This window comes from Flavobacterium sp. 1 (assembly GCF_002797935.1).
Classification (GTDB): domain Bacteria; phylum Bacteroidota; class Bacteroidia; order Flavobacteriales; family Flavobacteriaceae; genus Flavobacterium.
Window position 1 is genome coordinate 4211970 of the sequence record NZ_PGER01000001.1, and the last position, 20473, is coordinate 4232442.

Genomic DNA, 20473 nt, shown 5'->3' on the forward strand with positions numbered 1-20473 from the left:
ATGGAAACATCTTTAGTATCTATAATTACTCCTTCCTTTAATTCTGATAAATTCATTGCCGAAACTATTCAATCGGTACAAAATCAAACCTATCAAAATTGGGAAATGATTATTGTTGATGATTGTTCAATAGATACGACTATATCCATTATTGAACAATATGTTATAAATGACAACAGAATTCGTTTTTTTCAATTGGAAAAGAATTCAGGAGCAGGAATTGCCAGGGAGATGGCTTTGTCAAAAGCAATTGGAGATTATATTTCTTTTTTGGACGCAGATGATCTCTGGAAACCACTAAAACTCGAAAAACAGCTTCAATTTTTAAAAGAAAATAAAACACCTTTCACATTCTCTTTCTATGAATGTATTGATGAGGTTGGGAATTCGCTAAATAAAAGGGTAGAAGCGCCAAGAAATCTCTCGTATCGTCAATTGTTTTTTTGCAATTATGTTGGGAATCTTACAGGGATTTATGAGGTGAATTATTTTGGAAAAATAGCTATTTCATCTACTAGAAAGCGCCAAGATTGGATGGTATGGCTTACTATTTTAAAAAAAATAAGAAAGGCAAAACCCGTTCCTGAAAGTTTGGCTTTTTACCGCATTCGGAATAATTCATTATCGGCTTCCAAAGTTGATTTAGTGAAACATAATTTTGCGGTTTATAGAACGTTTCATGGTTTTAACTATGTCAGTTCCATGTTTATTATGATTGGATTTTTATTTACCCAATTGCTTATAAAACCGCGTTATATAAAGAAAATTTAGTTTAGAATTATTTTTTATATCCAATTTTGACTCTGTCATTTTTGTTCTCTTTTTTCTCGGTCAGTTCATCTAGGTAAGAGAAGACCAATTCGATATTCTTATCATGGTTTTTCAATTTTTTTTGAATCTGAAGAATATGATTTTAATTTCTGTTGTATCCAAAAGCATTTGCCTCACTTTTGTAAAAATGCGCATGATTTGGATATTCGTTTGAATGGCTTTGTCGCTTTTTAGAACACTTGACAACATTAAAACGCCATGTTCTGTGAATGCCATAGGTAAATGACGCAAACCCATCTTATCAGAATTGGAGATCACAAATTGTGACCTCCAATTTTCAAATTCTGATTTATTAAGTTCAAACATAAAGTCTTCTGGAAATCTTGATGTATTTCTTTTAACGGCTTGTTTTAAAACCCTAGTTTCGATCCCATAAAGTAAAGCTAAATCACGATCGAGCATAACTTTTTGGTTGCGAATAAAGTATATTTTGTTAGAAATAGTTTCTTCTGAAAGGAAAGATTCGTCGTTCATTTTTTTTGATTTTAACGACTAATATACGATTTTATTTACATTATAAAAGAGAAGTAAATTGCTTTAATTTTCCGCGATTGGTTCTTTCCAAGACTTTTTTCCGATTAAAAGTAAAGTTCAAATTAGGTTCTAAATACAAAGCGACAGCTTGATTTATTTTTTCTATTTGTTCTTCATTTAATTCAGAATCACTAACATATTCAACTTCAAAGTGGTCTATTTTGGTTTGTTTGATAATAAATTCTTTTACGTTTCCATCGTCTTCGATGATGCTTTTGGTTACATAATAAAAGGTGAGTCCAGGAGATTTTTTCCCGCTGGGCAAAATTGCCACATCATTTGTTCTGCCGATTAGTTTTTTAAGAATGGGTTTTTTCAAAGTGCTTTTTTCGTCCAAAATTCCAATGTCGCCAATGTCGTATCGGATAAACGGATGCGCTTTGTTGAAAAGGGAAGTAATGACAATTCTGCCCGAAGTTCCGTTTGGCACCGCCTGATTATTATCGTCCAAAATCTCTACAAACAACGTTTCCGAATTAACCTGCCATTGGTCGCCTGGATTTTGAAAAGCGATTAAATCCAATTCCGAAGCTCCATATTCATTGACTATCGGAATGCCAAATTGCTTTTCCAATAACTGTTTGTCTTCTTCAAAAAGCATTTCGGAGGTGACCATGCATACTTTTAACGTTGGACAGATTGCTGCTAAAACAATATTTTTTTTCTGTAAAAATTTGGCAAACAAAACTATCGATGAGGTATAGCCATTGATATAATCGAATTTTTTGGTTTTAAAGTCTTTCAAAAAAACTTCCAAAACTTCATCGGATAAATTGAATATCGAGAAACGATATCTATGACTCAAAAAATCCTTAAACCGTTCTTTTTTGTTTCCAATAAAATCCAGAGGAATTCCATAAAACCGAGCTTGGTAGGACGAATTGAAATCAATTCCGTACCAGCCAAAACGATATATATTGGATGCCCAAGTCAAGGCATGGCAAAATTTATCTTTAGCAAACACAAAAGGATGTCCGCTGGAACCAGATGTTTTATTAAGATATACGGATTTTTCACTATAACCCAAAGAAAGCCTTTCTGATAATGGTTTCTGTAGATTAGTTTTATTCAAAATAGGTAAATCAGACCAATTTTTAAAAGAATCTATTTGTGCTAATTCTTTATAAAAAGGATTGTTGTTTAAATGAAAGTTGACAATTTCTGTTTTTTTCTGTTCAATAAAATCACCAAAATTTTCTTCAGGAATGGCAATAATTTTTTGCAATTCAGTTTTGGCTTCCTTCATGGGGAAACCGTTTATTTGAAGTGTTAAGTCGAATATTTTGAACATCAGCAGGAATAAAATTTATTCAAAAATAATATTTAGCTACCACTATTAAGGATTAAACGGTAACTTTTTGGGATATAATTATTTTTTACGTTCAAAACGAATTATTTTTGCACCACAACTTTTATAAAACAACACCATGAATATTTTACTATTAGGATCTGGAGGAAGAGAACATGCTTTTGCGTGGAAAATGATTCAAAGTCCGCTTTGTGACACCCTTTTTGTAGCACCAGGAAATGCGGGTACTGCTCAAATTGCCAAAAACATTGACATCAGCGCCACTGATTTCGAAGCTATAAAAGCATTGGTTATCAAAGAAAATATAGAAATGGTAGTTGTAGGTCCAGAAGATCCTTTGGTAAAAGGGATTTATGATTTTTTCTTAAATGACGAAGATTTAAAAGAGATTCCAGTAATTGGTCCTTCAAAATTAGGTGCAACATTAGAAGGAAGTAAAGAGTTTGCCAAAGAATTTTTGATAAAACACAGAATTCCGACAGCGGCTTACGATAGTTTCACTGCTGAAACTGTTGAAAAAGGATGTAAGTTTCTAGAAACTTTACAGCCTCCTTATGTATTAAAAGCAGATGGTTTGGCCGCAGGAAAAGGCGTTTTGATTATTCAGGATTTGGCAGAAGCTCAGGCTGAGTTGAGAAACATGTTAGTTGGTCAAAAATTTGGCGCAGCAAGTTCCAAAGTAGTTATCGAAGAATTTCTTGACGGAATTGAATTAAGCTGTTTTGTGTTGACTGATGGTAAAAGCTACAAAATTTTGCCGACGGCCAAAGATTATAAACGTATTGGCGAAGGAGATACAGGTTTGAACACAGGCGGAATGGGAGCGGTTTCTCCAGTTCCTTATGTTGACGCTGTTTTGATGGAAAAAATTGAAACTCGTATTGTAAAACCTACCATTGAAGGTTTTCAAAAGGATGGAATTGCATACAAAGGTTTTGTCTTTATTGGGCTAATCAATGTTAATAATGAGCCAATTGTTATTGAATACAACGTGAGAATGGGAGACCCGGAAACTGAAGTGGTTGTTCCAAGATTAAAATCTGACTTAGTCGAATTATTTTTGGCTGTGGCCAATGAAAAACTAGACGAATTCAATCTGGAAGTGGATGAAAGAAGCGCGACGACAGTTATGATTGTTTCTGGCGGCTATCCTGAAGATTTTGAAAAAGGAAAAGTAATCACGGGACTTGAAAAAGTTACAGATTCTATCGTTTTTCATGCAGGAACAAAATTGGACAACGGTTATGTGGTAAGCAACGGGGGAAGAGTAATGGCTATTACTTCGTATGGTGATAACTTTCAGGAAGCTTTGAATAAATCATACAAAAATGTAGACCAGATACATTTTGACAAAATGAATTTTAGAAAAGATATTGGATTCGATTTAATCTAAAAATAAAAAAACACGAATTGAACTTATTATAATGTTCAATTCGTGTTTTAATTTTTATTTGGATTGATTATTTTTCGTCGCCCAAAAAAGAATGTGCTGTTGTATCTTGATACTCTTCACCATTTTCTTTGTGTAATTTTAATTGTTTAATCCAATAAACAATAGCAACTGCACAAATAATCATAAAGATCCAGTTGATAGTATTGGCACCAAACCAAGATTTAAGTTCTAATGAACGTAAAAAGTCTAAAGGAGCGAATAAAATGTTTACAAATAAATATTGTATTCCTTCAAAAAATGATGTCATAATGTATCTCTTTAATTTTTTATTATTTTATTTTCGGAATTTTGAACATCAAAAAACAGAATTCGTTTGAATCTTTTTTAATCTTGCCCAATTCCTTTTTAAACAAGTATTATATTTACAGTCACAAAAGTATAAAATATCCTTATGATAACAAGTGTTTTTAGAAAATCTACACCATTTAATTTTTCTTTGGTTGTTATTTTAATGCTGGTTTTCTTTTTTCTATATCAGATCCAAGATTCAGCTTGGACAAATTCTACTATTCTTATTCTTCAAAAAAGCGGTTTATTTCTGATTTTATTTGCAACGGTTTTTCTGAATAGTTTTATTTCCAAAAAAAACGGATTGAGCAGGGACAGTACTTACACAGCTTTTTTTACTTTTTTACTCCTAATTTTTTTCCCAGACTTATTCAACAATCCCAATTTAATTATATCCAATTTTTTTGTCCTGTTAGCCATTAGAAGACTTGTTTCTTTGCAGACTCTTAAAGAATCCAAAGAGAAACTTTTTGATGCCTCATTATGGATTTTTATGGCAGCTTTATTTCAGTTTTGGAGTATTTTATATATTCTTTTGGTATTTATATCGGTTATATTTCATGTTTCCAGAGATTATAGAAATTGGGTTATTCCATTTATTGCTCTTTTTGCAGTATCTATTTTGTTTGTTGCCTGCTCTTTAATTTTTGATATCCACAGTATTGCATTTTTAAAAGAAAGCAGTAAAATTGATTTAAGCCTTGATTATTTTACCAATAATTATCAAAACGCAACTTTTTCGATATACATTACGGTGGCATTATTTTTTGTAATCTCAACGTTTTCTACCTTGTCGAGCAGACCTCTGGTGTTGCTTTCTTCGTATAAAAAAATCATCGCTTCGTTTTTTATCGGAATCTTAGTTTTCGTTTTATCTGCCAATAAAAGCAATGAAACATTAGTATTTACTTTTGCACCATTGGCGATAATGGCAACAACTCACATCGAAATATCGCAGCCTAAACTAAAAGAAGAAATTGTGATATTTGTGCTTTTAGCATGCAGTTTATTTGCCTTTTTTTCGCAGTTATAATTTAGTGCCATAAGCCAAATCTCCAGCATCTCCAAGCCCTGGAACAATATAGCTTTTATCATTAAGTTTCTCATCAAGAGATGCAATCCAAAGATGGCAGGTATCGGGTAAATTTTGTTCCAGATACGCAACGCCTTCTGGAGCAGCAATAATTACTGCGATATGAATTTCTTTCGGAGTTCCTCTTTCCATTAGTTTATTAAAAACCGAAACTATAGATTGCCCTGTGGCTAGCATTGGGTCAACCAGCAGAATATTTTTCCCGTTAATGTCAGCAATAGCTTCATATTCAACACGAATATCAAAGTAATCATCATTATTAGGGTGATGTCTGTAAGCCGAAATAAAACCATTTTCTGCATTATCAAAATAGTTCAGGAATCCCTGATGCAAAGTCAACCCTGCCCTTAATATAGAACATACAACTAATCGATCTGCGATTTCAGTCGTTTTTTTAATGCCAAGAGGAGTTGTAATTTCAATTGTTTTGTAATGCAGAGACTGACTTAGTTCATACGCCATAATCTCGCCAATACGCTCAACATTTCTGCGAAAGCGCATACTGTCTTTTTGAATATCGATATTCCGAATTTGGCTTAAAAAGTGATTCAGTACACTATTTTTTTTCGATAAATAATGAATTTCCATGGATTTGCTATTATGAATTTAATTTGCAGCGTTTTTTTATACTATCAAAAGTATAAAAAGTATCTTTGTGTTTCTAAAATCATAAGATATGTTTTCAAAATTAGCTTATTCAGTATTTGAGCAAAGTATAAAAGATTATCATCAATTTGATAATGTGGACCAACCTATAAACAATCCTTTTCCAAAAGATAAATTTGAGCATTTGTTGTATTTGAAAAATTGGATTGACACCGTACAATGGCACTTTGAAGACATTATTCGTGACCCGAATATTGATCCTGTAGCTGCTTTGACGCTGAAAAGAAGAATCGATGCTTCTAATCAGGAACGTACTGATATGGTAGAATATATTGACAGCTATTTTCTTCAAAAATACAGCCATGTTGCGGTAAAGAACGATGCAAAAATCAATTCCGAAAGTCCAGCTTGGGCATTTGACCGATTGTCTATTTTAGCCTTAAAAATTTATCACATGAATGAAGAAGCCACTCGTGCCGAAGCTTCACAGGATCATAGAGATAAATGTCAGGCCAAATTGAACATTCTTTTGGAACAAAGAAGTGATTTGTCTGCAGCAATCGAAGATTTATTGACAGATATCGAAAATGGAGACAAATTCATGAAAGTGTACAAACAAATGAAAATGTACAACGATGATGAATTGAACCCAGTTTTGTATCAGAATAAAAAATAAGTAATATCATCTTAAACCATTAAGAGATTAAGAAAATTAAGAAAAACTTAATGAGCTTTAATTTCTTAATGGTTTTTATACAATTATTAATTGTCAAAAAAAACACAACATATAGCTGTTATAAGACTCTCTGCAATGGGAGATGTCGCTATTACAGTTCCTGTTTTGCGCGCTTTCGCGAATCAGTATCCCGAGGTAAAAATCACGGTGGTTTCCAGACCTTTTTTCAAACCTTTTTTTGACGGAATTCCCAATCTTTCTTTTTTTGCTTTTGATGAAAAAGAAAGACACAAAGGATTCTTTGGATTGTTGCGTTTGTTTCAAGATTTAAAAGCACTGCAGATTGATGCCTTTGCCGATTTGCACAATGTTTTGCGTTCTAAAGTAGTTCGGACACTTTTCATTTTGAGCGGAAAAAAAACTGCATCTGTTGATAAAGGAAGAGAAGAGAAAAAAGCCTTAATCCGTCCCGAAAATAAAATCTTCAAACCGTTGGCCACGATGTTTGAAAGACATGCCAAAGTGTTTCAAGAGCTTGGGTTTTCAGTGAATTTAGCTAATCCAATATTTCCTAAAAAAGCAATTTTAGATCAGGAAATAATTGATATAATTGGAAATAACAATCAAAAATTAATTGGAATAGCGCCTTTTGCTCAATACGATTCCAAAGTTTATCCTCTGGATTTAATGCAGGAGGTCATCAATCAATTAGCTTCAACTAAAAGTCAAAAAATCCTGCTTTTTGGTGGAGGGAAAAAAGAAATTCAGCTTTTAAATTCACTTTCAAAACACAAAGAAAATGTGATTGTGGCTGCTGGAAAAATTAAGTTTCCTCAGGAACTGCAGCTTATCAGCAATCTGGATGTGATGCTTTCTATGGATTCAGGGAATGCTCATATTGCTGCGATGCTGGGAGTGAAAGTAATCACGCTTTGGGGAGCTACACATCCGTATGCTGGTTTTTCTCCTTTTAATCAACCCTTGGAAAATGCTTTGGTTTCCGATAGAAATTTGTATCCAAAATTACCAACTTCCGTTTACGGGAATAAAAAAGTGGAAAGCTATGAAGATGCAATGCGAACGATTACTGTGGAGAAAGTAGTGTCCAGTGTTCAGTCTAAGTTTTCAGTTTCAACAAATGTAAATTAGACTAAAGCCAAATCTTTTCGTCCTCACAACGTTTTAAAATATATCTTTTTAGATTGGATATGGTTTCTTGGTAATCGGGAGCTTCAAAACCAAAACGGTCGTGCTCCATTTGTTCTTTTTCGATAGCATTACAGCCTTTAATGACTTCTTTAATCATATCTAGCATTGCCAATTCCTTATTGTTGGTTTTCTGAAATTTAAATTCTACGATTTCATCCTGTAACTGCTCACAATAGTCCAAAAGCTGCATTACCTCTGGTTCGTCAAGCAGGGAAGGGGTTTTTTTGAAAATTTCTCGAATGGATTTCATAAAATAAAAAATGTAATATATCGGTTTTAACTTAAAGCAGCTCGAGCCGGAAATAGCAACACAAAAAAAAGCAGTCTGAACTGCTTTTTATTTCATTTTTTTGGCTCGTTTTTATTGACGTAAGTAGAGTTTAGGCTACTAAATCATATTTTCCTTTTAAATCAAAATGCGAATAGCCAATTATTTTCTTTTTTATTCTGTCTACTACAATTACGACAAAACGGTTTTCTTTCCCAGAAGATAAAAAAATGTGTTCAAATTCTCCTGTTGAACTGCGGTAAACTTTATGTACGAGTTCGTAATCTTTAATTTTTTTAGATATGATTTTGGCCGATTTTAATTTACTTACATATGGCCAAATATTAAAATAAGGCATTTCTGCTATTGCTATTTCTTCCAATTTAGCAATCATTGTTGAGTTGTACTTTTTTTCCGAAAGCAATTTAGGTCCTTTTCGGTTTCTCATTATTTTAATTATAATAAGTAAGCAGAAAAAAGCAGTTATTATAAAAAGCGAAAAAAAATGTAGATGGATGTGGTGATGGATTGTCATGGTATCTAGTTTTTATTAAAGATGTTTCAGCTTCAATTTGGTAAATTAGATATTTATCACATATGCCTATCCAAAATTAAGGATGTAGAGATTATTCTAATTTATTTTACTAATATAATAAAAATGCATCACTTTTAAAAGAAAAAAAACTTCCCTTTTCAGAGAAGTTTTTAGATATCATTAATACAGTTTAAACTATTTAAACATCATCATAATCTACACGAATAGTCGGTGTGGTGGGGTGTGCTTGACATGTTAGAATTAAGCCTTCTTCAATTTCGCTGTCGGTAAGGATAGAATTTTTCTTCATTAATGCCGCTCCTGAAGTTACACGAGCCAAACAACTGCTGCAGATTCCTCCTTGACAGGAATAGGGCGCATCGATTCCTTGCTTAAGGGATGCTTCAAGAATGGTTTGTTTTTGTGACATTTCGAAAGTTGTCTCATCATCATCGACCAAAACGGTGATTTTAGAATGTCCAACTAAGGCTTCTTGAATGGTATTTTCATGTGATGAGGTCTTAAAAAGCTCAAATTTTATAGCCGAATCTCTCACATTTTTTTCTTTCAAAACACCCGAAACGGTATTGATCATATCTTCGGGTCCGCACAAATAGAATTTTTCAAAATCCAATGTGGCGTGTTTATTGTTTAAGACAAAATTTACCACGGATTTGTCAATTCTGCCGAACAAAGCATTTTCGACATTGACTTGACTATATACATAATGAATAAACAAGCGTCCTACATATTGCAATTGTAAATCGTGCAATTCTTGATGAAAAATAGTTTGTTCCAGTGTTTTGTTTCCATAAACCAAGACAAATGAACTTTTAGGTTCGCTTTTCAAAACCGATTTTATGATGGATAAAACAGGGGTAATTCCGCTGCCGGCTACAAAAGCAATATAATTTTTTTGGCGGTCAATTTCGGGTTCAAAAATAAATTTTCCTTCTGGTTTTCCTACTTCAAGCACATCACCAGCTTTTAATTTGCTGTTAGCAAATTGTGAAAAAGCACCATCTTTTACGGCTTTCACAGCAATCCGTAATTCTCCGCTTTCAGGAGCTGAGCAGATGGAATAGGCACGGCGGATTTCGGCATTATCCAATGTCAGACGTAAATTTATGTACTGACCAGCAATAAAAGTATAATTGGGTTTTAATTCTTCAGGGACATTAAAAAGTATCGAAACGGCATCTTTAGTTTCGCGTTTTACTTCTTTTACAATTAATTTAAGAAAATTTGGCATGAGACTGTTTTTTTGCAAAAGTAATAAAACTATTTAGGATTGAAAGAATTTGATATTATTCAAGATACTTTTCATTATTTTCTGTAACGTTTCCCTACTATAAACTACTTACTTACAAAACCAAACAAAAAACCATGATTGCAAAATTTATTTATCTGGAGTGGAAATCTTTTACGAGATCTGCTTCTTTCGCTTCGAATTTGGCATTGAAAATTCTAATGGGTTTTCTAGTTCTTTATTTTACTGCTCTTTTTTTAGCATTGGGCGTAGGAGCTTTTTATATTCTTAGAGAAATGAAACTGGATCCATTGGTTACCGTAAACAAGTTCCTGATCTATTATTTTGTAATGGATTTGATTGTCCGTCTTTTGCTGCAGGCAATACCGGTAATGAATATCCGTCCATTACTGATCATGCCTTTTAAGCGGCAAACAATTGTGCATTTCTCTTTAGGGAAAACAGCACTTTCTTTTTTTAATTTGGTTCACGCCTTTTTCTTTCTTCCTTTTTCTGCGGTTTTAATTTATGAGGGTTTCGATGTGCTTAGTGTGCTGTTATGGCTTACAGCTCTTTATTCCATTGTATTTGTCAATAATTTCCTAAATATTTTATTGAATAACAAGGACAGCTTATTGGGAATTTTTATTGCGGTAACAGCAGTATTGGCAGGCTGTCAATATTATAAACTCTTTGATATTACGGTTTATGTTTACCCGTTTTTTGAAGCCTTATTCCATACCAAATGGGCTTTTGCAATTCCAGTTTTGGTTTTGTCCGGACTTTACTATTGGACTTATAATTATCTAAAAGGAGATTTGTATTTGGATGCGGGATTATCTGTCAAAAACGATATTGCCAAAACGGAGAATCTTACTTGGTTAAACCAATTTGGAACTTTAGGAACATTCTTGAAAAATGATATTAAATTAATCAAAAGGAATAAGCGCTCCAAAACTACAGTTGGTATGAGTGTGATGTTTTTGTTTTATGGATTAATATTTTTTAACAGTCATTCGAATCAGCCTCCTGTGATGCAGATTTTTGCAGGAATATTTGTTTCGGGAGGGTTTTTATTCACATTTGGGCAGTTTGTTCCAAGTTGGGACAGTTCGTATTATCAGCTGATGATGACACAAAATATTCCATATAGGGGCTATTTGAATTCAAAATGGTGGCTAATTGTTATTGGTACAGTTATTTCGACCATTTTGGCTTCCTTTTATTTGTATTTTGGATGGTATATATATCTAACAATTGTGGCGGGAGCTATTTATAATATTGGCGTGAATTCACACTTAGTATTATTAGGCGGTGCTTTTACTAAAACACCAATTGATTTATCGATGACAAAAGGGGCTTTTGGAGACAAAAAATCATTTAATGTAAACACGATGCTGCTTTCATTGCCTAAATTACTTTTGCCTGTGTTTTTATATTGGCTGGGATCTTATATAATGAGTCCGAAACTAGGATTGGCTTTTGTTGCTCTTGCAGGTGTGTTAGGATTTATGTTTAGAAACACCGTTTTTTCGTTAATTGAAAAAATTTATAAAAAGGAGAAATACAAGACCATTGAAGCTTACAAGCAAAAAAGTTAATTTAACATATTGACCGAATCAACAAATCAACGATTAAACTTTATAAAATGATACAAGTAAATAACCTTTCCAAAGAATATAACGGAACTACCGTATTGAATATAGAATCATTAGAAATTCCAAAGGGGCAAAGCTTTGGTTTAGTGGGTAATAACGGAGCTGGAAAAACCACTTTTTTTAGTTTATTATTGGACTTAATTCATCCTACGACAGGAAGTATTTTAAACAACGGAATTCAGGTGAACGCAAGTGAGGGATGGAAACCTTTTACCGCTTCTTTTCTGGATGAAAGTTTTTTGATAGGGTATTTAACTCCTGAGGAATACTTCTATTTCATTGGAGATTTGAGAGGACAAAACAAAGCCGATGTTGATGCTTTATTGGTTCAGCATGAAGAATTTTTTAATGGCGAAATTCTAAAAAATAAAAAGTATTTACGTGATTTATCCAAAGGAAACCAAAAGAAGGTTGGAATTATCGCTACTTTAATAGGAAATCCCGAAGTCATTATTTTGGATGAGCCTTTTGCTAATTTGGATCCGACGACTGTAAACCGATTGAAAAAAATTATCAAAGAATTAGCAGGTAATCCAAATGTTACCGTATTGGTTTCCAGCCATGATTTGCTTCATACTGTTGAAGTTTGTGATAGAATTGTGGCGTTGAATAAAGGCGAATTGGTAAAAGATATGTATACATCCAAAGAAACCCTTCAAGAATTGGAATTGTTTTTTGCGGTTTAAATTTATATATTTCAAAAAGAAACGTATTTTTACAAGTCATTATACTAAAATACTTTTTAGAAAGTTTAATGATTTAAACGTTTTCCCTTGAACAGTAATATATCGAAATACATTTTAGCTTTAATTTTTATATCTTTCTTGATAGCCTGTTCTACCAAGAAGGATACTTTTTTGGCTAGAAATTCCCATGCTTTGAGTACGAAACTTAATATATTGTACAATGGGCAAATTGCTTTAGACAAAGGTGTTAAAGGAATAAATGACAACACCGCCGAAAATTTCTGGAAATGGCTGCCAGTCGAGAAAATGCAGATTAGGGATGATTTGCCGGCAGATGGGAAATCCAAAAATGCCGATTTTGAACTTGCTGAAGCAAAAGCTACAAAAGCCATTCAAAAACATTCGATGAATATTGGCGGGCACGAAAAAAATTATCAAATAGACGAGGCTTATTTATTGCTTGGAAAATCAAGATATTATGATCAGCGGTTTATTCCGGCATTAGACGCATTTAATTACATTCTTTATAAATATCCCAACAGCAGTAATATTTACGATGCCAAAATTTGGCGTGAAAAAACAAATGTCCGTTTAGGAAATGAAGCTGTAGCAATCAAGAACACTTCAAGGCTTATTAAGGATAATGAGTTAAGCAAACAGGAATTTGCTAATGCCAATGCTATTTTAGCCAGTGCTTTTTTGAATTTAGAAGAAAAAGACAGTGCTGTTGTAAAGCTAAAATTGGCTAATGAATATACCAAAATACACGAAGAAAAAGAACGTTATTCTTTTTTATTGGGGCAGATGTATGAAGAAGCAGGCAAAAAAGACAGCGCCATTTATTTCTATCAGACGGTTATCGACATGAATAGAAAGGCTGAAAGAAAATTTGTGATTCAAGCTTACGCCAAAAAAGCACAACTCTCCGATTATAAAGATGCCGACTACGATTTATTTGTCAAAAAATCTAAAAAGATTATGAAAGACAGAGAAAACAGACCGTACTTGGATGTGATTTATCATAGTATCGGAATCTTTTATGAGCATCATAATGAAAAAGATATGGCATTGGATTTTTATAATGCTTCTTTGGAAACCAAGTCTCCAGATGCTTATTTGAACGCTTCCAATTATAGAAATATCGGGAACTTATATTTTAAACACACTGAATATCTCAGCGCAGCCAAAAGCTATGACAAATGTTTGGAATTATTGGATCCTAAAACCAGAGAGTTTCTTCAGATTTCAAAAATCAGAAAAAATCTGGACGAAGCTATTATTAATGAAACAATCGCCAGCCGTAATGACAGTATTATTTATGTCGCTAATTTGAAAGAGCCTGAACAGGTTGTTTACTATGAGAACTATATTCAAAAATTAAAAAACAGTGACGAACTTAAAAAGCTGCTTGAAGAGAAACAAAAAAAGATAGAAAAAAATATTTTGTTAAATGGAGCAATGAGCAGTCCTGATGCTGCAATTACTAATCCAAACGGGCAATCACTAAATCCTCCTGTAGATATCCCAAAAGCTCCAAGTTCAATTGCCAATACATTCTATTTTTACAATCCCAACACAGTAGCTTATGGAAAATTAGAGTTCAGGAAAATTTGGGGAAACAGGATTCAAAACACTTATTGGAGATTTGCATCAGGAACAAATTCGGGAGCAAATTCAACAGCCAATGTTACAGGGGCAATTACTGATACCGCGCCAAATGATAAATTGGCAGCCCCTATAGCTGTGAATGAGAAATACACAACTGATTATTATCTGAAACAATTGCCAAAGTCGCAAAAAGCGATTGACAGTATCAGTAAAGAAAGAAACGCAGTTTATTATGAATTAGGAGTTATTTATAAAGAGAAATTCAAAGAATACGATTTGGCTTCCAATAGACTGGAACAGTTGCTATTGTACAAACCTGAAGAAAAATTAATTCTTCCTGCGAAATACAATTTGTATAAAATCTATGAAATCACCAATCCAGCAAAAGCAGAAGCGATTAAAAAGGAAATAATAAGTCAATATCCCAATTCTAGATATGCACAAATTATTTCAAATTCAAGCGAAGGGTCTGATATAGGAACTCCAGAGGGTGAGTATGATAATTTATACCGACAGTTTAAGCAAGAATATTTTACATTAGTTTTGCAGCGGGTTGATGGTTTAATCAGCAATTTTGCAGGTGAAGCCATTGTACCCAAATTTGAACTGCTAAAGGCAAATACTATTGGTAAGTTATATGGATTGACCGCTTATAAAAAAGCAATACAATATGTTGCTGATAATTATTCAAACAATGAAGAAGGAAAAGAAGCTATAGAAATTCTTAAAACCCAAATCCCGCTTTTGGAACAAATGAAATTTAGTACTGCAGATTCTAAAAACTGGAAAGTCGTTTTTAAAATTGACAAGAATGATACTAAAACTGAAACAGCTATTGAAAGCAAGGTGATTTTGTTTTTTGCCAATGAAAATGTAGAGAAGTTAAAATACACTTGTGATCCGTACACAGAAAAAGAAAGTTTTATTTCAATACAAGGCATACATTCAGAATCCTATGCCCAATTTGTTGCAGCACTTTTTGCAGAGAACGAGAAATACAAAATCAGCCAGCCAGGAATTATCATTTCAAATGAAAATTATAAAATAATCCAAATCAAGAAAAATTTCGAAGAATATCTTTCGTTAAAAAAACTGTAATTATGTTTGATAAAAAACCAAAATCGTACACAGAACTTTTAGGAAAGACTAATAGAATAGTTGAAGGAACAACCATACACGGAGATATTATTTCACCAGCCGATTTCAGGCTTGATGGTGAACTAATAGGAAATTTTACATCCAGCGGGAAATTGGTAATTGGTCCTGCAGGAATTGTCAAAGGCGATATCATTTGTAATACGGCAGACATAGAAGGAAAATTTGAAGGAAAAATTCAGATTGAGGATACTTTAAATATTAAAGAATCGGCCAATATTTTAGGAGAAGTTATTATTGGTAAATTATCTGTAGAGCCGGGTGCAATTTTCAATGCATCATGTGTTATGTTATCTAACAAAACTAAAGGGACAAAAAGTGGCGACGAATAACGATCCCAAAAAAAACAACTATAACAAATGGTTGGCCTTAATTAACATCCCGATACAAATGGGAGTTATTATTTTTTTATTTTCCTATTTAGGAAATTGGCTGGATGAGAATCACCCCAGCCCAAAAGTATATTATGTAAAAATAATGGCAATGGTCGGTGTTATTTTGGCTCTGTATAATGTTATCCGGCAAGTAAACGAAATCAGCAAAAATCAATAAAATCAAAAATATATAATGAACCTTAAAAAATTGTATCCATTTCTAGCTTTAATGGGTGTTGCATTCCTGCTATATGGAATTCATAAAATGGTTTTCTATGTTTTAAATATTAAACAAGAATCTTTTCATTATTCTTTGGAAATGCTTTATTTGTTTTTCTTTGTTTTATCAGCAATTATTTTCAAGATTTTATTAATAATAAAAGAAAGAAGCTTTGACAATGTCGGAATGTCTTTTCTTTTAGCAACTAGTGTAAAAATGATCTTTTGTTATTTGGTTTTAAGACCGTTATTACAGAAATCGCTTCCGGACTACCCCACCGAAAGAATAAATTTTTTTTTACTGTTTATTGTCTTTTTAACAATTGAGACCCTTTTTACTATACGGTTAGTAAACGAAAAGCAATAATCAATATCTTAAGTTGATCAAATTCTCAAAAAAATACTTTTATATGCTTTTGGGTATTAATAAAAAATGTACCTTTGCGCAAATTTTAGAATCGTTAAAAAATAAGATATTTAAGAGATATGGTGATTTCCAACAAAGCACTTAGATTTATTATAACAACTTACGTTATATGTCTTCCTTTTATTAGTTTTGCAAACCCTGAGTCAGCTACTGCAAATGCTGAAAATGTTGAGGTTCATGAAGGAGTAAAGTCAGCTCATGCAGAACCAACGGATGTAAAAACTGAAATTAAAGAGTTTATCAATCATCACCTTTTAGACGCTCACGATTTTAATTTCAATGCTAATAAGGAAACTGGAGAACATTATGGTTTTTCTTTGCCAATAATCCTATGGGATAAAGAGAGTGGATTACAAGTGTTTTCTTCTTCTGAATTTCACCACGGACCAGCAGAAGGTGTAGCGGCACATAATGGAAATTTTTACAAATTACATCACGAAAAAATTTATAAAACTGATGCTTCAGGAGAACTAACAGAAGAGCATGGTCACCCAACAAATGTTAGACCTTTAGATTTATCTATTACTAAAAGTGTATTTGGAATTTTATTAGTAGCAACAGTAATGTTTTTAGTATTTGCTGGTTTAGCAAAATCCTATGCTAAAAACGGTGGAATTTCTTCTGGAGTTGGTCGTTTCTTTGAGCCACTTGTTCTTTATGTGAGGGATGAAATTGCTATTCCAAACATTGGAGAAAAGCACTATAAAAAATATATGAGTTATTTGTTGACTATATTTTTCTTTATTCTCTTTTTGAATATATTAGGATTAGCTCCATTTGGATTCAATGTAACAGGGAATATTACAATTACTTTGTCTCTAGCAGTATTAACTTATTTGATTACCACTTTTACAGCTAACAAAAATTATTGGTCACATATGCTTTGGATGCCAGGAGTTCCAGTAATCTTAAGACCAGTATTGGCATTAATCGAATTATTAGGAACAATTATTAAACCGTTTTCATTAATGATTCGTTTGTATGCAAATATGATGGCGGGTCACGTAGTATTGATGAGTATTATTGGTTTAATGTTTATTTTTAAAAGCTGGTTAGGAAGTTCTTTATCATTTGTATTGGCATTTGCACTTTCTATTTTAGAAATATTAGTAGCTTTTTTACAAGCTTATATTTTCACCATGTTATCATCATTATATTTTGGAGCTGGTAACGAAGAGCATCATCACGAAGAAGCTCATCATTAAAATGTTGAATAGATAATTTGTTAAACCGTTTCAGTTTCAACGATTCAAAAAATTATCTATTCGACAACAAACAAAGAATGTTTAATTTTTAATTATATATATTATGCAAATTCCAGAAATTGTTGGAGCAGGATTAATTGTAATCGGAGCAGGTTTAGGTATTGGTAGAATTGGTGGTTCAGCAATGGACGCTATTGCTCGTCAGCCAGAAGCTTCAGGAAAAATCCAAACAGCTATGATTATCGCAGCTGCTCTTATTGAAGGTATTGGTTTCGCAGCTTTATTCGCGAAATAAAAACTAAAGACAATGGTTGCAACGGTTGGTTGCAACTATTGTTTTAAATTAAAACATTAAAATTAAATAATAGGTATAAAATGGATAAGTTAATAAATGATTTCTCGTTTGGTTTGTTTATTTGGCAAGTATTAATATTTGTTGGGTTAATTTTTTTATTGAAAAAATTCGCTTGGAAACCAATTCTTGATGCTGTAAATGATAGAGAAGAAGGAATTAAAAATGCATTACTTTCGGCAGCTAACGCTAAAATTGAAATGCAAAATTTACAAGCAGATAACCAGCGTATTTTACAAGAAGCAAGATTAGAGCGTGACAACATGCTTAAAGAAGCTCGTGAAATGAAAGATAAAATGGTTGACGATGCAAAAACTGAAGCTCAGGCTCAAGGTCAAAAAATGATCGATCAGGCTAAAGCTGCAATTGAAAGCGAGAAAAATGCAGCTATGGCTGAATTGAAATTACATGTTTCTACATTGTCTCTTAGCATTGCTGAAAAAATATTAAAAGAAGAATTGTCTAACAAAGAAGCTCAAACTAAATTGGTTGAGAAATTGTTAGGTGACGTAAAATTGAACTAATCATGGCAAGTACTAGAGCAGCAATTCGTTATGCAACGGCAATTTTAGATTTATCCGATTCAAAAGGAGTAACTGAAATTGTAAATAATGACATGAAATCTATTGCTTCGACGATAAAAGGTAATGAGGAGCTGAGTACATTTATTCAAAACCCAACCATTAAAGTAGAAGTGAAAGAGAAAGCACTTTTAGAAGTTTTTGCTATTGCGGATAATGTAACCAAAGGTTTGCTTCATTTGTTATTTGAAAACAAAAGATTCGAAATCCTAGATGTTATAGCTACAGAGTATAGCAGATTATTTGATATCAAGAATAATGTTGAAGTGGCCAAAGTAACAACTGCTGTTGCTATGGATGCAGCGCTTGAAGCTAAAGTTTTGGCTAAAATAGCAACACTTTCTGATAAAAAAATTACAATTGAAAATATAGTGGATCCTGCAATCATTGGAGGATTTATTTTAAGAATAGGCGACCAGCAGTATAATGCTTCTGTTGCCAACAGATTACAAGTATTAAAAAGAGAGTTAAGTAATTAGTTTTATTACACATTTAAGTGTCTAAATTATAAAAATTAAGATGGCGGAAATTAAACCTGCTGAAATATCAGCAATATTAAGAAAGCAAGTAGAAGGTTTTGAATCTGGTGCTACGCTAGAGGAAGTAGGGACAGTGCTTCAAGTTGGAGATGGTATTGCTCTTATTTATGGGCTTTCAAATGTTCAATACGGTGAGTTAGTTGAATTTGAAAACGGATTAGAGGCAATCGTTTTGAACCTTGAACAAGACAATGTTGGGGTGGTGCTTTTAGGACCTTCAACAGGAATCAAAGAAGGATCAACTGCAAAAAGAACACAACGTATTGCTTCTCTTAAAACTGGAGAAGGAATGGTAGGACGTGTAGTTAACACTCTTGGTTTTCCAATTGATGGAAAAGGACCAATCGGTGGTGAATTATTCGAAATGCCTTTGGAAAGAAAAGCTCCTGGAGTTATCTTCCGTCAACCAGTAACTGAGCCTTTGCAAACAGGAGTAAAAGCGGTTGATGCTATGATTCCAGTTGGCCGTGGACAACGTGAGCTTGTTATTGGTGACCGTCAAACAGGAAAATCTACTGTTTGTATTGATACCATCTTAAATCAAAAAGAATTTTATGATGCAGGAAAACCTGTATTTTGTATCTATGTGGCGATTGGTCAAAAAGCTTCTACTGTTGCAGGAATTGCAAAAACATTAGAAGAAAAAGGAGCAATGGCTTATACAGTGATCGTAGCAGCAAATGCTTCTGATCCAGCTCCAATGCAAGTTTATGCTCCTTTCGCAGGTGCTGCTATTGGAGAATATTTTAGAGATTCTGGTCGTCCAGCTTTAATTGTTTATGATGATTTATCTAAACAAGCTGTTGCTTACCGTGAGGTTTCTCTTTTATTAAGAAGACCACCGGGACGTGAAGCATATCCTGGAGACGTTTTCTACTTACACTCTCGTTTATTAGAGCGTGCTTGTAAAGTGATTGCTGATGATGGAATTGCAAAAGACATGAACGATTTACCAGATTCATTAAAAGGAATTGTAAAAGGTGGAGGTTCATTGACTGCATTGCCAATTATCGAAACACAAGCGGGTGACGTATCAGCATATATCCCAACAAACGTAATTTCGATTACAGATGGTCAGATTTTCTTGGATGGAGATTTGTTTAACTCTGGGGTTCGTCCAGCGATTAACGTAGGTATTTCTGTATCTCGTGTTGGAGGTAATGCTCAAATTAAATCAATGAAAAAAGTATCAGGTACATTAAAACTTGATCAAGCACAATTCCGTGAATTGGAAGCGTTTGCTAAATTCGGTTCTGATCTTGATGCTGTGACTTTGAACGTAATTGAAAAAGGAAAAAGAAACGTTGAAATCTTGAAACAAGGTTTGAATGATCCTTTTACAGTTGAAGACCAAGTTGCGATTATCTATGCTGGATCTAAAAATTTATTGAGAAATGTTCCTGTGAACAAAGTGAAAGAATTTGAGAAAGATTTCTTAGAATTCCTGAACAACAAACACAGAGCTACTCTTGATGCTTTGAAAGCAGGAAAATTAACAGATGAAATTACAGATGTACTTGAAACTGTTGCAAAAGAAATTTCAGCGAAATATAACTAAAAAGTACTAAGTAATGAGTATTAAGTATTAAGATTTTCTTGGTACTTAATACTTGATGCT

22 protein-coding genes are annotated in these 20473 nt (G+C 33.1%); 15 read left to right on the top strand and 7 right to left on the bottom strand.

All coding sequences use genetic code 11. The annotated features are described in order from the left end of the window. Nucleotides 1–771 carry a glycosyltransferase family 2 protein gene (locus CLU83_RS16930; protein WP_100432697.1) on the top strand — a complete coding sequence of 257 codons (771 nt, stop codon included), beginning with the start codon at nt 1–3 and terminating at the stop codon, nt 769–771. A gap of 111 nt (nt 772–882) precedes the next feature. On the opposite strand, the gene CLU83_RS16935 is transcribed toward CLU83_RS16930, so the two are convergent. Further along, nucleotides 883–1305 (bottom strand): ORF6N domain-containing protein, encoded by a 423-nt coding sequence (locus tag CLU83_RS16935; protein WP_232727156.1) that lies wholly within the window; start codon nt 1303–1305, stop codon nt 883–885. A gap of 40 nt (nt 1306–1345) precedes the next feature. After that, the gene (locus CLU83_RS16940; protein ID WP_100432698.1) at nt 1346–2656 is read right to left on the bottom strand and encodes a phenylacetate--CoA ligase family protein; all 1311 of its coding nucleotides are present in this window, start codon (nt 2654–2656) and stop codon (nt 1346–1348) included. Nucleotides 2657–2792: 136 nt separating this feature from the next. On the opposite strand from CLU83_RS16940, the gene purD reads away from it, so the two are divergent. Further along, nucleotides 2793–4067 carry a phosphoribosylamine--glycine ligase gene (gene purD / locus CLU83_RS16945; protein ID WP_100432699.1) on the top strand — a complete coding sequence of 425 codons (1275 nt, stop codon included), beginning with the start codon at nt 2793–2795 and terminating at the stop codon, nt 4065–4067. 67 nt (nt 4068–4134) lie between these two features. On the opposite strand, the gene CLU83_RS16950 is transcribed toward purD, so the two are convergent. After that, entirely contained in the window at nt 4135–4374 is a 240-nt protein-coding gene (locus CLU83_RS16950) for a uracil phosphoribosyltransferase (protein ID WP_100432700.1), read from the bottom strand. 144 nt (nt 4375–4518) lie between these two features. Here CLU83_RS16950 and CLU83_RS16955 point away from each other — a divergent pair, with 144 nt between their 5' ends. Beyond that, entirely contained in the window at nt 4519–5448 is a 930-nt protein-coding gene (locus CLU83_RS16955) for a DUF6427 family protein (protein ID WP_100432701.1), read from the top strand. Here the strand turns inward: CLU83_RS16955 and upp are convergent. Beyond that, on the bottom strand, nt 5443–6096 hold the full coding sequence (upp, locus tag CLU83_RS16960; RefSeq protein ID WP_100432702.1) for a uracil phosphoribosyltransferase: 654 nt from the start codon (nt 6094–6096) through the stop codon (nt 5443–5445). The two genes, CLU83_RS16955 and upp, sit on opposite strands and share 6 nt — an antisense overlap. Before the next feature lie 88 nt (nt 6097–6184). Here upp and CLU83_RS16965 point away from each other — a divergent pair, with 88 nt between their 5' ends. Together CLU83_RS16965 and CLU83_RS16970 are read left to right on the top strand one after the other, a co-directional pair. After that, nucleotides 6185–6790: a DUF4254 domain-containing protein gene (locus tag CLU83_RS16965; RefSeq protein ID WP_100432703.1), complete on the top strand. Its 606-nt coding sequence runs from the start codon at nt 6185–6187 to the stop codon at nt 6788–6790. A 135-nt stretch (nt 6791–6925) separates the two neighbouring features. Continuing rightward, nucleotides 6926–7939: a glycosyltransferase family 9 protein gene (locus CLU83_RS16970; RefSeq protein WP_100432704.1), complete on the top strand. Its 1014-nt coding sequence runs from the start codon at nt 6926–6928 to the stop codon at nt 7937–7939. A 1-nt stretch (nt 7940) separates the two neighbouring features. On the opposite strand, the gene CLU83_RS16975 is transcribed toward CLU83_RS16970, so the two are convergent. From CLU83_RS16975 to CLU83_RS16985, 3 genes are all read right to left on the bottom strand, one after another. Then, nucleotides 7941–8249: a hypothetical protein gene (locus tag CLU83_RS16975; protein ID WP_100432705.1), complete on the bottom strand. Its 309-nt coding sequence runs from the start codon at nt 8247–8249 to the stop codon at nt 7941–7943. A 130-nt stretch (nt 8250–8379) separates the two neighbouring features. Beyond that, nucleotides 8380–8715, bottom strand: a complete 336-nt coding sequence (locus tag CLU83_RS16980; RefSeq protein WP_232727157.1) for a hypothetical protein — start codon at nt 8713–8715, stop codon at nt 8380–8382. Nucleotides 8716–9001: 286 nt separating this feature from the next. Further along, the gene (locus CLU83_RS16985) at nt 9002–10054 is read right to left on the bottom strand and encodes a ferredoxin--NADP reductase (protein WP_100432707.1); all 1053 of its coding nucleotides are present in this window, start codon (nt 10052–10054) and stop codon (nt 9002–9004) included. Between the two features lie 134 nt (nt 10055–10188). On the opposite strand from CLU83_RS16985, the gene CLU83_RS16990 reads away from it, so the two are divergent. From CLU83_RS16990 to atpA, 10 genes are all read left to right on the top strand, one after another. Further along, a complete protein-coding gene (locus CLU83_RS16990) occupies nt 10189–11652 on the top strand; it encodes a DUF5687 family protein (protein ID WP_100432708.1) in 1464 nt (487 codons plus the stop codon). A gap of 47 nt (nt 11653–11699) precedes the next feature. After that, on the top strand, nt 11700–12395 hold the full coding sequence (locus tag CLU83_RS16995; protein WP_100432709.1) for an ABC transporter ATP-binding protein: 696 nt from the start codon (nt 11700–11702) through the stop codon (nt 12393–12395). A 192-nt stretch (nt 12396–12587) separates the two neighbouring features. Next, nucleotides 12588–15101 carry a tetratricopeptide repeat protein gene (locus CLU83_RS17000; RefSeq protein WP_232727159.1) on the top strand — a complete coding sequence of 838 codons (2514 nt, stop codon included), beginning with the start codon at nt 12588–12590 and terminating at the stop codon, nt 15099–15101. Between the two features lie 2 nt (nt 15102–15103). Then, the gene (locus tag CLU83_RS17005; RefSeq protein ID WP_100432711.1) at nt 15104–15490 is read left to right on the top strand and encodes a polymer-forming cytoskeletal protein; all 387 of its coding nucleotides are present in this window, start codon (nt 15104–15106) and stop codon (nt 15488–15490) included. After that, on the top strand, nt 15477–15710 hold the full coding sequence (locus CLU83_RS22565) for an AtpZ/AtpI family protein (RefSeq protein WP_255411006.1): 234 nt from the start codon (nt 15477–15479) through the stop codon (nt 15708–15710). Before CLU83_RS17005 ends, CLU83_RS22565 begins: the two co-directional genes overlap by 14 nt. A 527-nt stretch (nt 15711–16237) precedes the next feature. Next, nucleotides 16238–17383 (top strand): F0F1 ATP synthase subunit A, encoded by a 1146-nt coding sequence (gene atpB / locus CLU83_RS17020; protein ID WP_100432714.1) that lies wholly within the window; start codon nt 16238–16240, stop codon nt 17381–17383. 103 nt (nt 17384–17486) lie between these two features. Further along, nucleotides 17487–17678 carry an ATP synthase F0 subunit C gene (gene atpE, locus CLU83_RS17025; protein ID WP_167357301.1) on the top strand — a complete coding sequence of 64 codons (192 nt, stop codon included), beginning with the start codon at nt 17487–17489 and terminating at the stop codon, nt 17676–17678. 80 nt (nt 17679–17758) lie between these two features. Then, nucleotides 17759–18259 (top strand): F0F1 ATP synthase subunit B, encoded by a 501-nt coding sequence (locus tag CLU83_RS17030; protein WP_100432715.1) that lies wholly within the window; start codon nt 17759–17761, stop codon nt 18257–18259. Nucleotides 18260–18261: 2 nt separating this feature from the next. Further along, a complete protein-coding gene (atpH, locus tag CLU83_RS17035; RefSeq protein WP_100432716.1) occupies nt 18262–18795 on the top strand; it encodes an ATP synthase F1 subunit delta in 534 nt (177 codons plus the stop codon). Nucleotides 18796–18835: 40 nt separating this feature from the next. Then, a complete protein-coding gene (gene atpA / locus CLU83_RS17040; protein ID WP_100432717.1) occupies nt 18836–20413 on the top strand; it encodes a F0F1 ATP synthase subunit alpha in 1578 nt (525 codons plus the stop codon). The last annotated feature ends 60 nt before the right edge of the window (nt 20414–20473 follow it).

Excerpts from the sequence above, each read along its gene's own strand:
- CLU83_RS16930 (WP_100432697.1), top strand. The coding sequence starts at position 1 with ATGGAAACATCTTTAGTATCTATAATTACTCCTTCCTTTAATTCTGAT.
- CLU83_RS16935 (WP_232727156.1), bottom strand. The coding sequence starts at position 1,305 with ATGAACGACGAATCTTTCCTTTCAGAAGAAACTATTTCTAACAAAATA.
- CLU83_RS16940 (WP_100432698.1), bottom strand. The coding sequence starts at position 2,656 with ATGTTCAAAATATTCGACTTAACACTTCAAATAAACGGTTTCCCCATG.
- purD (WP_100432699.1), top strand. The coding sequence starts at position 2,793 with ATGAATATTTTACTATTAGGATCTGGAGGAAGAGAACATGCTTTTGCG.
- CLU83_RS16950 (WP_100432700.1), bottom strand. The coding sequence starts at position 4,374 with ATGACATCATTTTTTGAAGGAATACAATATTTATTTGTAAACATTTTA.
- CLU83_RS16955 (WP_100432701.1), top strand. The coding sequence starts at position 4,519 with ATGATAACAAGTGTTTTTAGAAAATCTACACCATTTAATTTTTCTTTG.
- upp (WP_100432702.1), bottom strand. The coding sequence starts at position 6,096 with ATGGAAATTCATTATTTATCGAAAAAAAATAGTGTACTGAATCACTTT.
- CLU83_RS16965 (WP_100432703.1), top strand. The coding sequence starts at position 6,185 with ATGTTTTCAAAATTAGCTTATTCAGTATTTGAGCAAAGTATAAAAGAT.
- CLU83_RS16970 (WP_100432704.1), top strand. The coding sequence starts at position 6,926 with ATGGGAGATGTCGCTATTACAGTTCCTGTTTTGCGCGCTTTCGCGAAT.
- CLU83_RS16975 (WP_100432705.1), bottom strand. The coding sequence starts at position 8,249 with ATGAAATCCATTCGAGAAATTTTCAAAAAAACCCCTTCCCTGCTTGAC.
- CLU83_RS16980 (WP_232727157.1), bottom strand. The coding sequence starts at position 8,715 with ATGAGAAACCGAAAAGGACCTAAATTGCTTTCGGAAAAAAAGTACAAC.
- CLU83_RS16985 (WP_100432707.1), bottom strand. The coding sequence starts at position 10,054 with ATGCCAAATTTTCTTAAATTAATTGTAAAAGAAGTAAAACGCGAAACT.
- CLU83_RS16990 (WP_100432708.1), top strand. The coding sequence starts at position 10,189 with ATGATTGCAAAATTTATTTATCTGGAGTGGAAATCTTTTACGAGATCT.
- CLU83_RS16995 (WP_100432709.1), top strand. The coding sequence starts at position 11,700 with ATGATACAAGTAAATAACCTTTCCAAAGAATATAACGGAACTACCGTA.
- CLU83_RS17005 (WP_100432711.1), top strand. The coding sequence starts at position 15,104 with ATGTTTGATAAAAAACCAAAATCGTACACAGAACTTTTAGGAAAGACT.
- atpB (WP_100432714.1), top strand. The coding sequence starts at position 16,238 with ATGGTGATTTCCAACAAAGCACTTAGATTTATTATAACAACTTACGTT.
- atpE (WP_167357301.1), top strand. The coding sequence starts at position 17,487 with ATGCAAATTCCAGAAATTGTTGGAGCAGGATTAATTGTAATCGGAGCA.
- CLU83_RS17030 (WP_100432715.1), top strand. The coding sequence starts at position 17,759 with ATGGATAAGTTAATAAATGATTTCTCGTTTGGTTTGTTTATTTGGCAA.
- atpH (WP_100432716.1), top strand. The coding sequence starts at position 18,262 with ATGGCAAGTACTAGAGCAGCAATTCGTTATGCAACGGCAATTTTAGAT.
- atpA (WP_100432717.1), top strand. The coding sequence starts at position 18,836 with ATGGCGGAAATTAAACCTGCTGAAATATCAGCAATATTAAGAAAGCAA.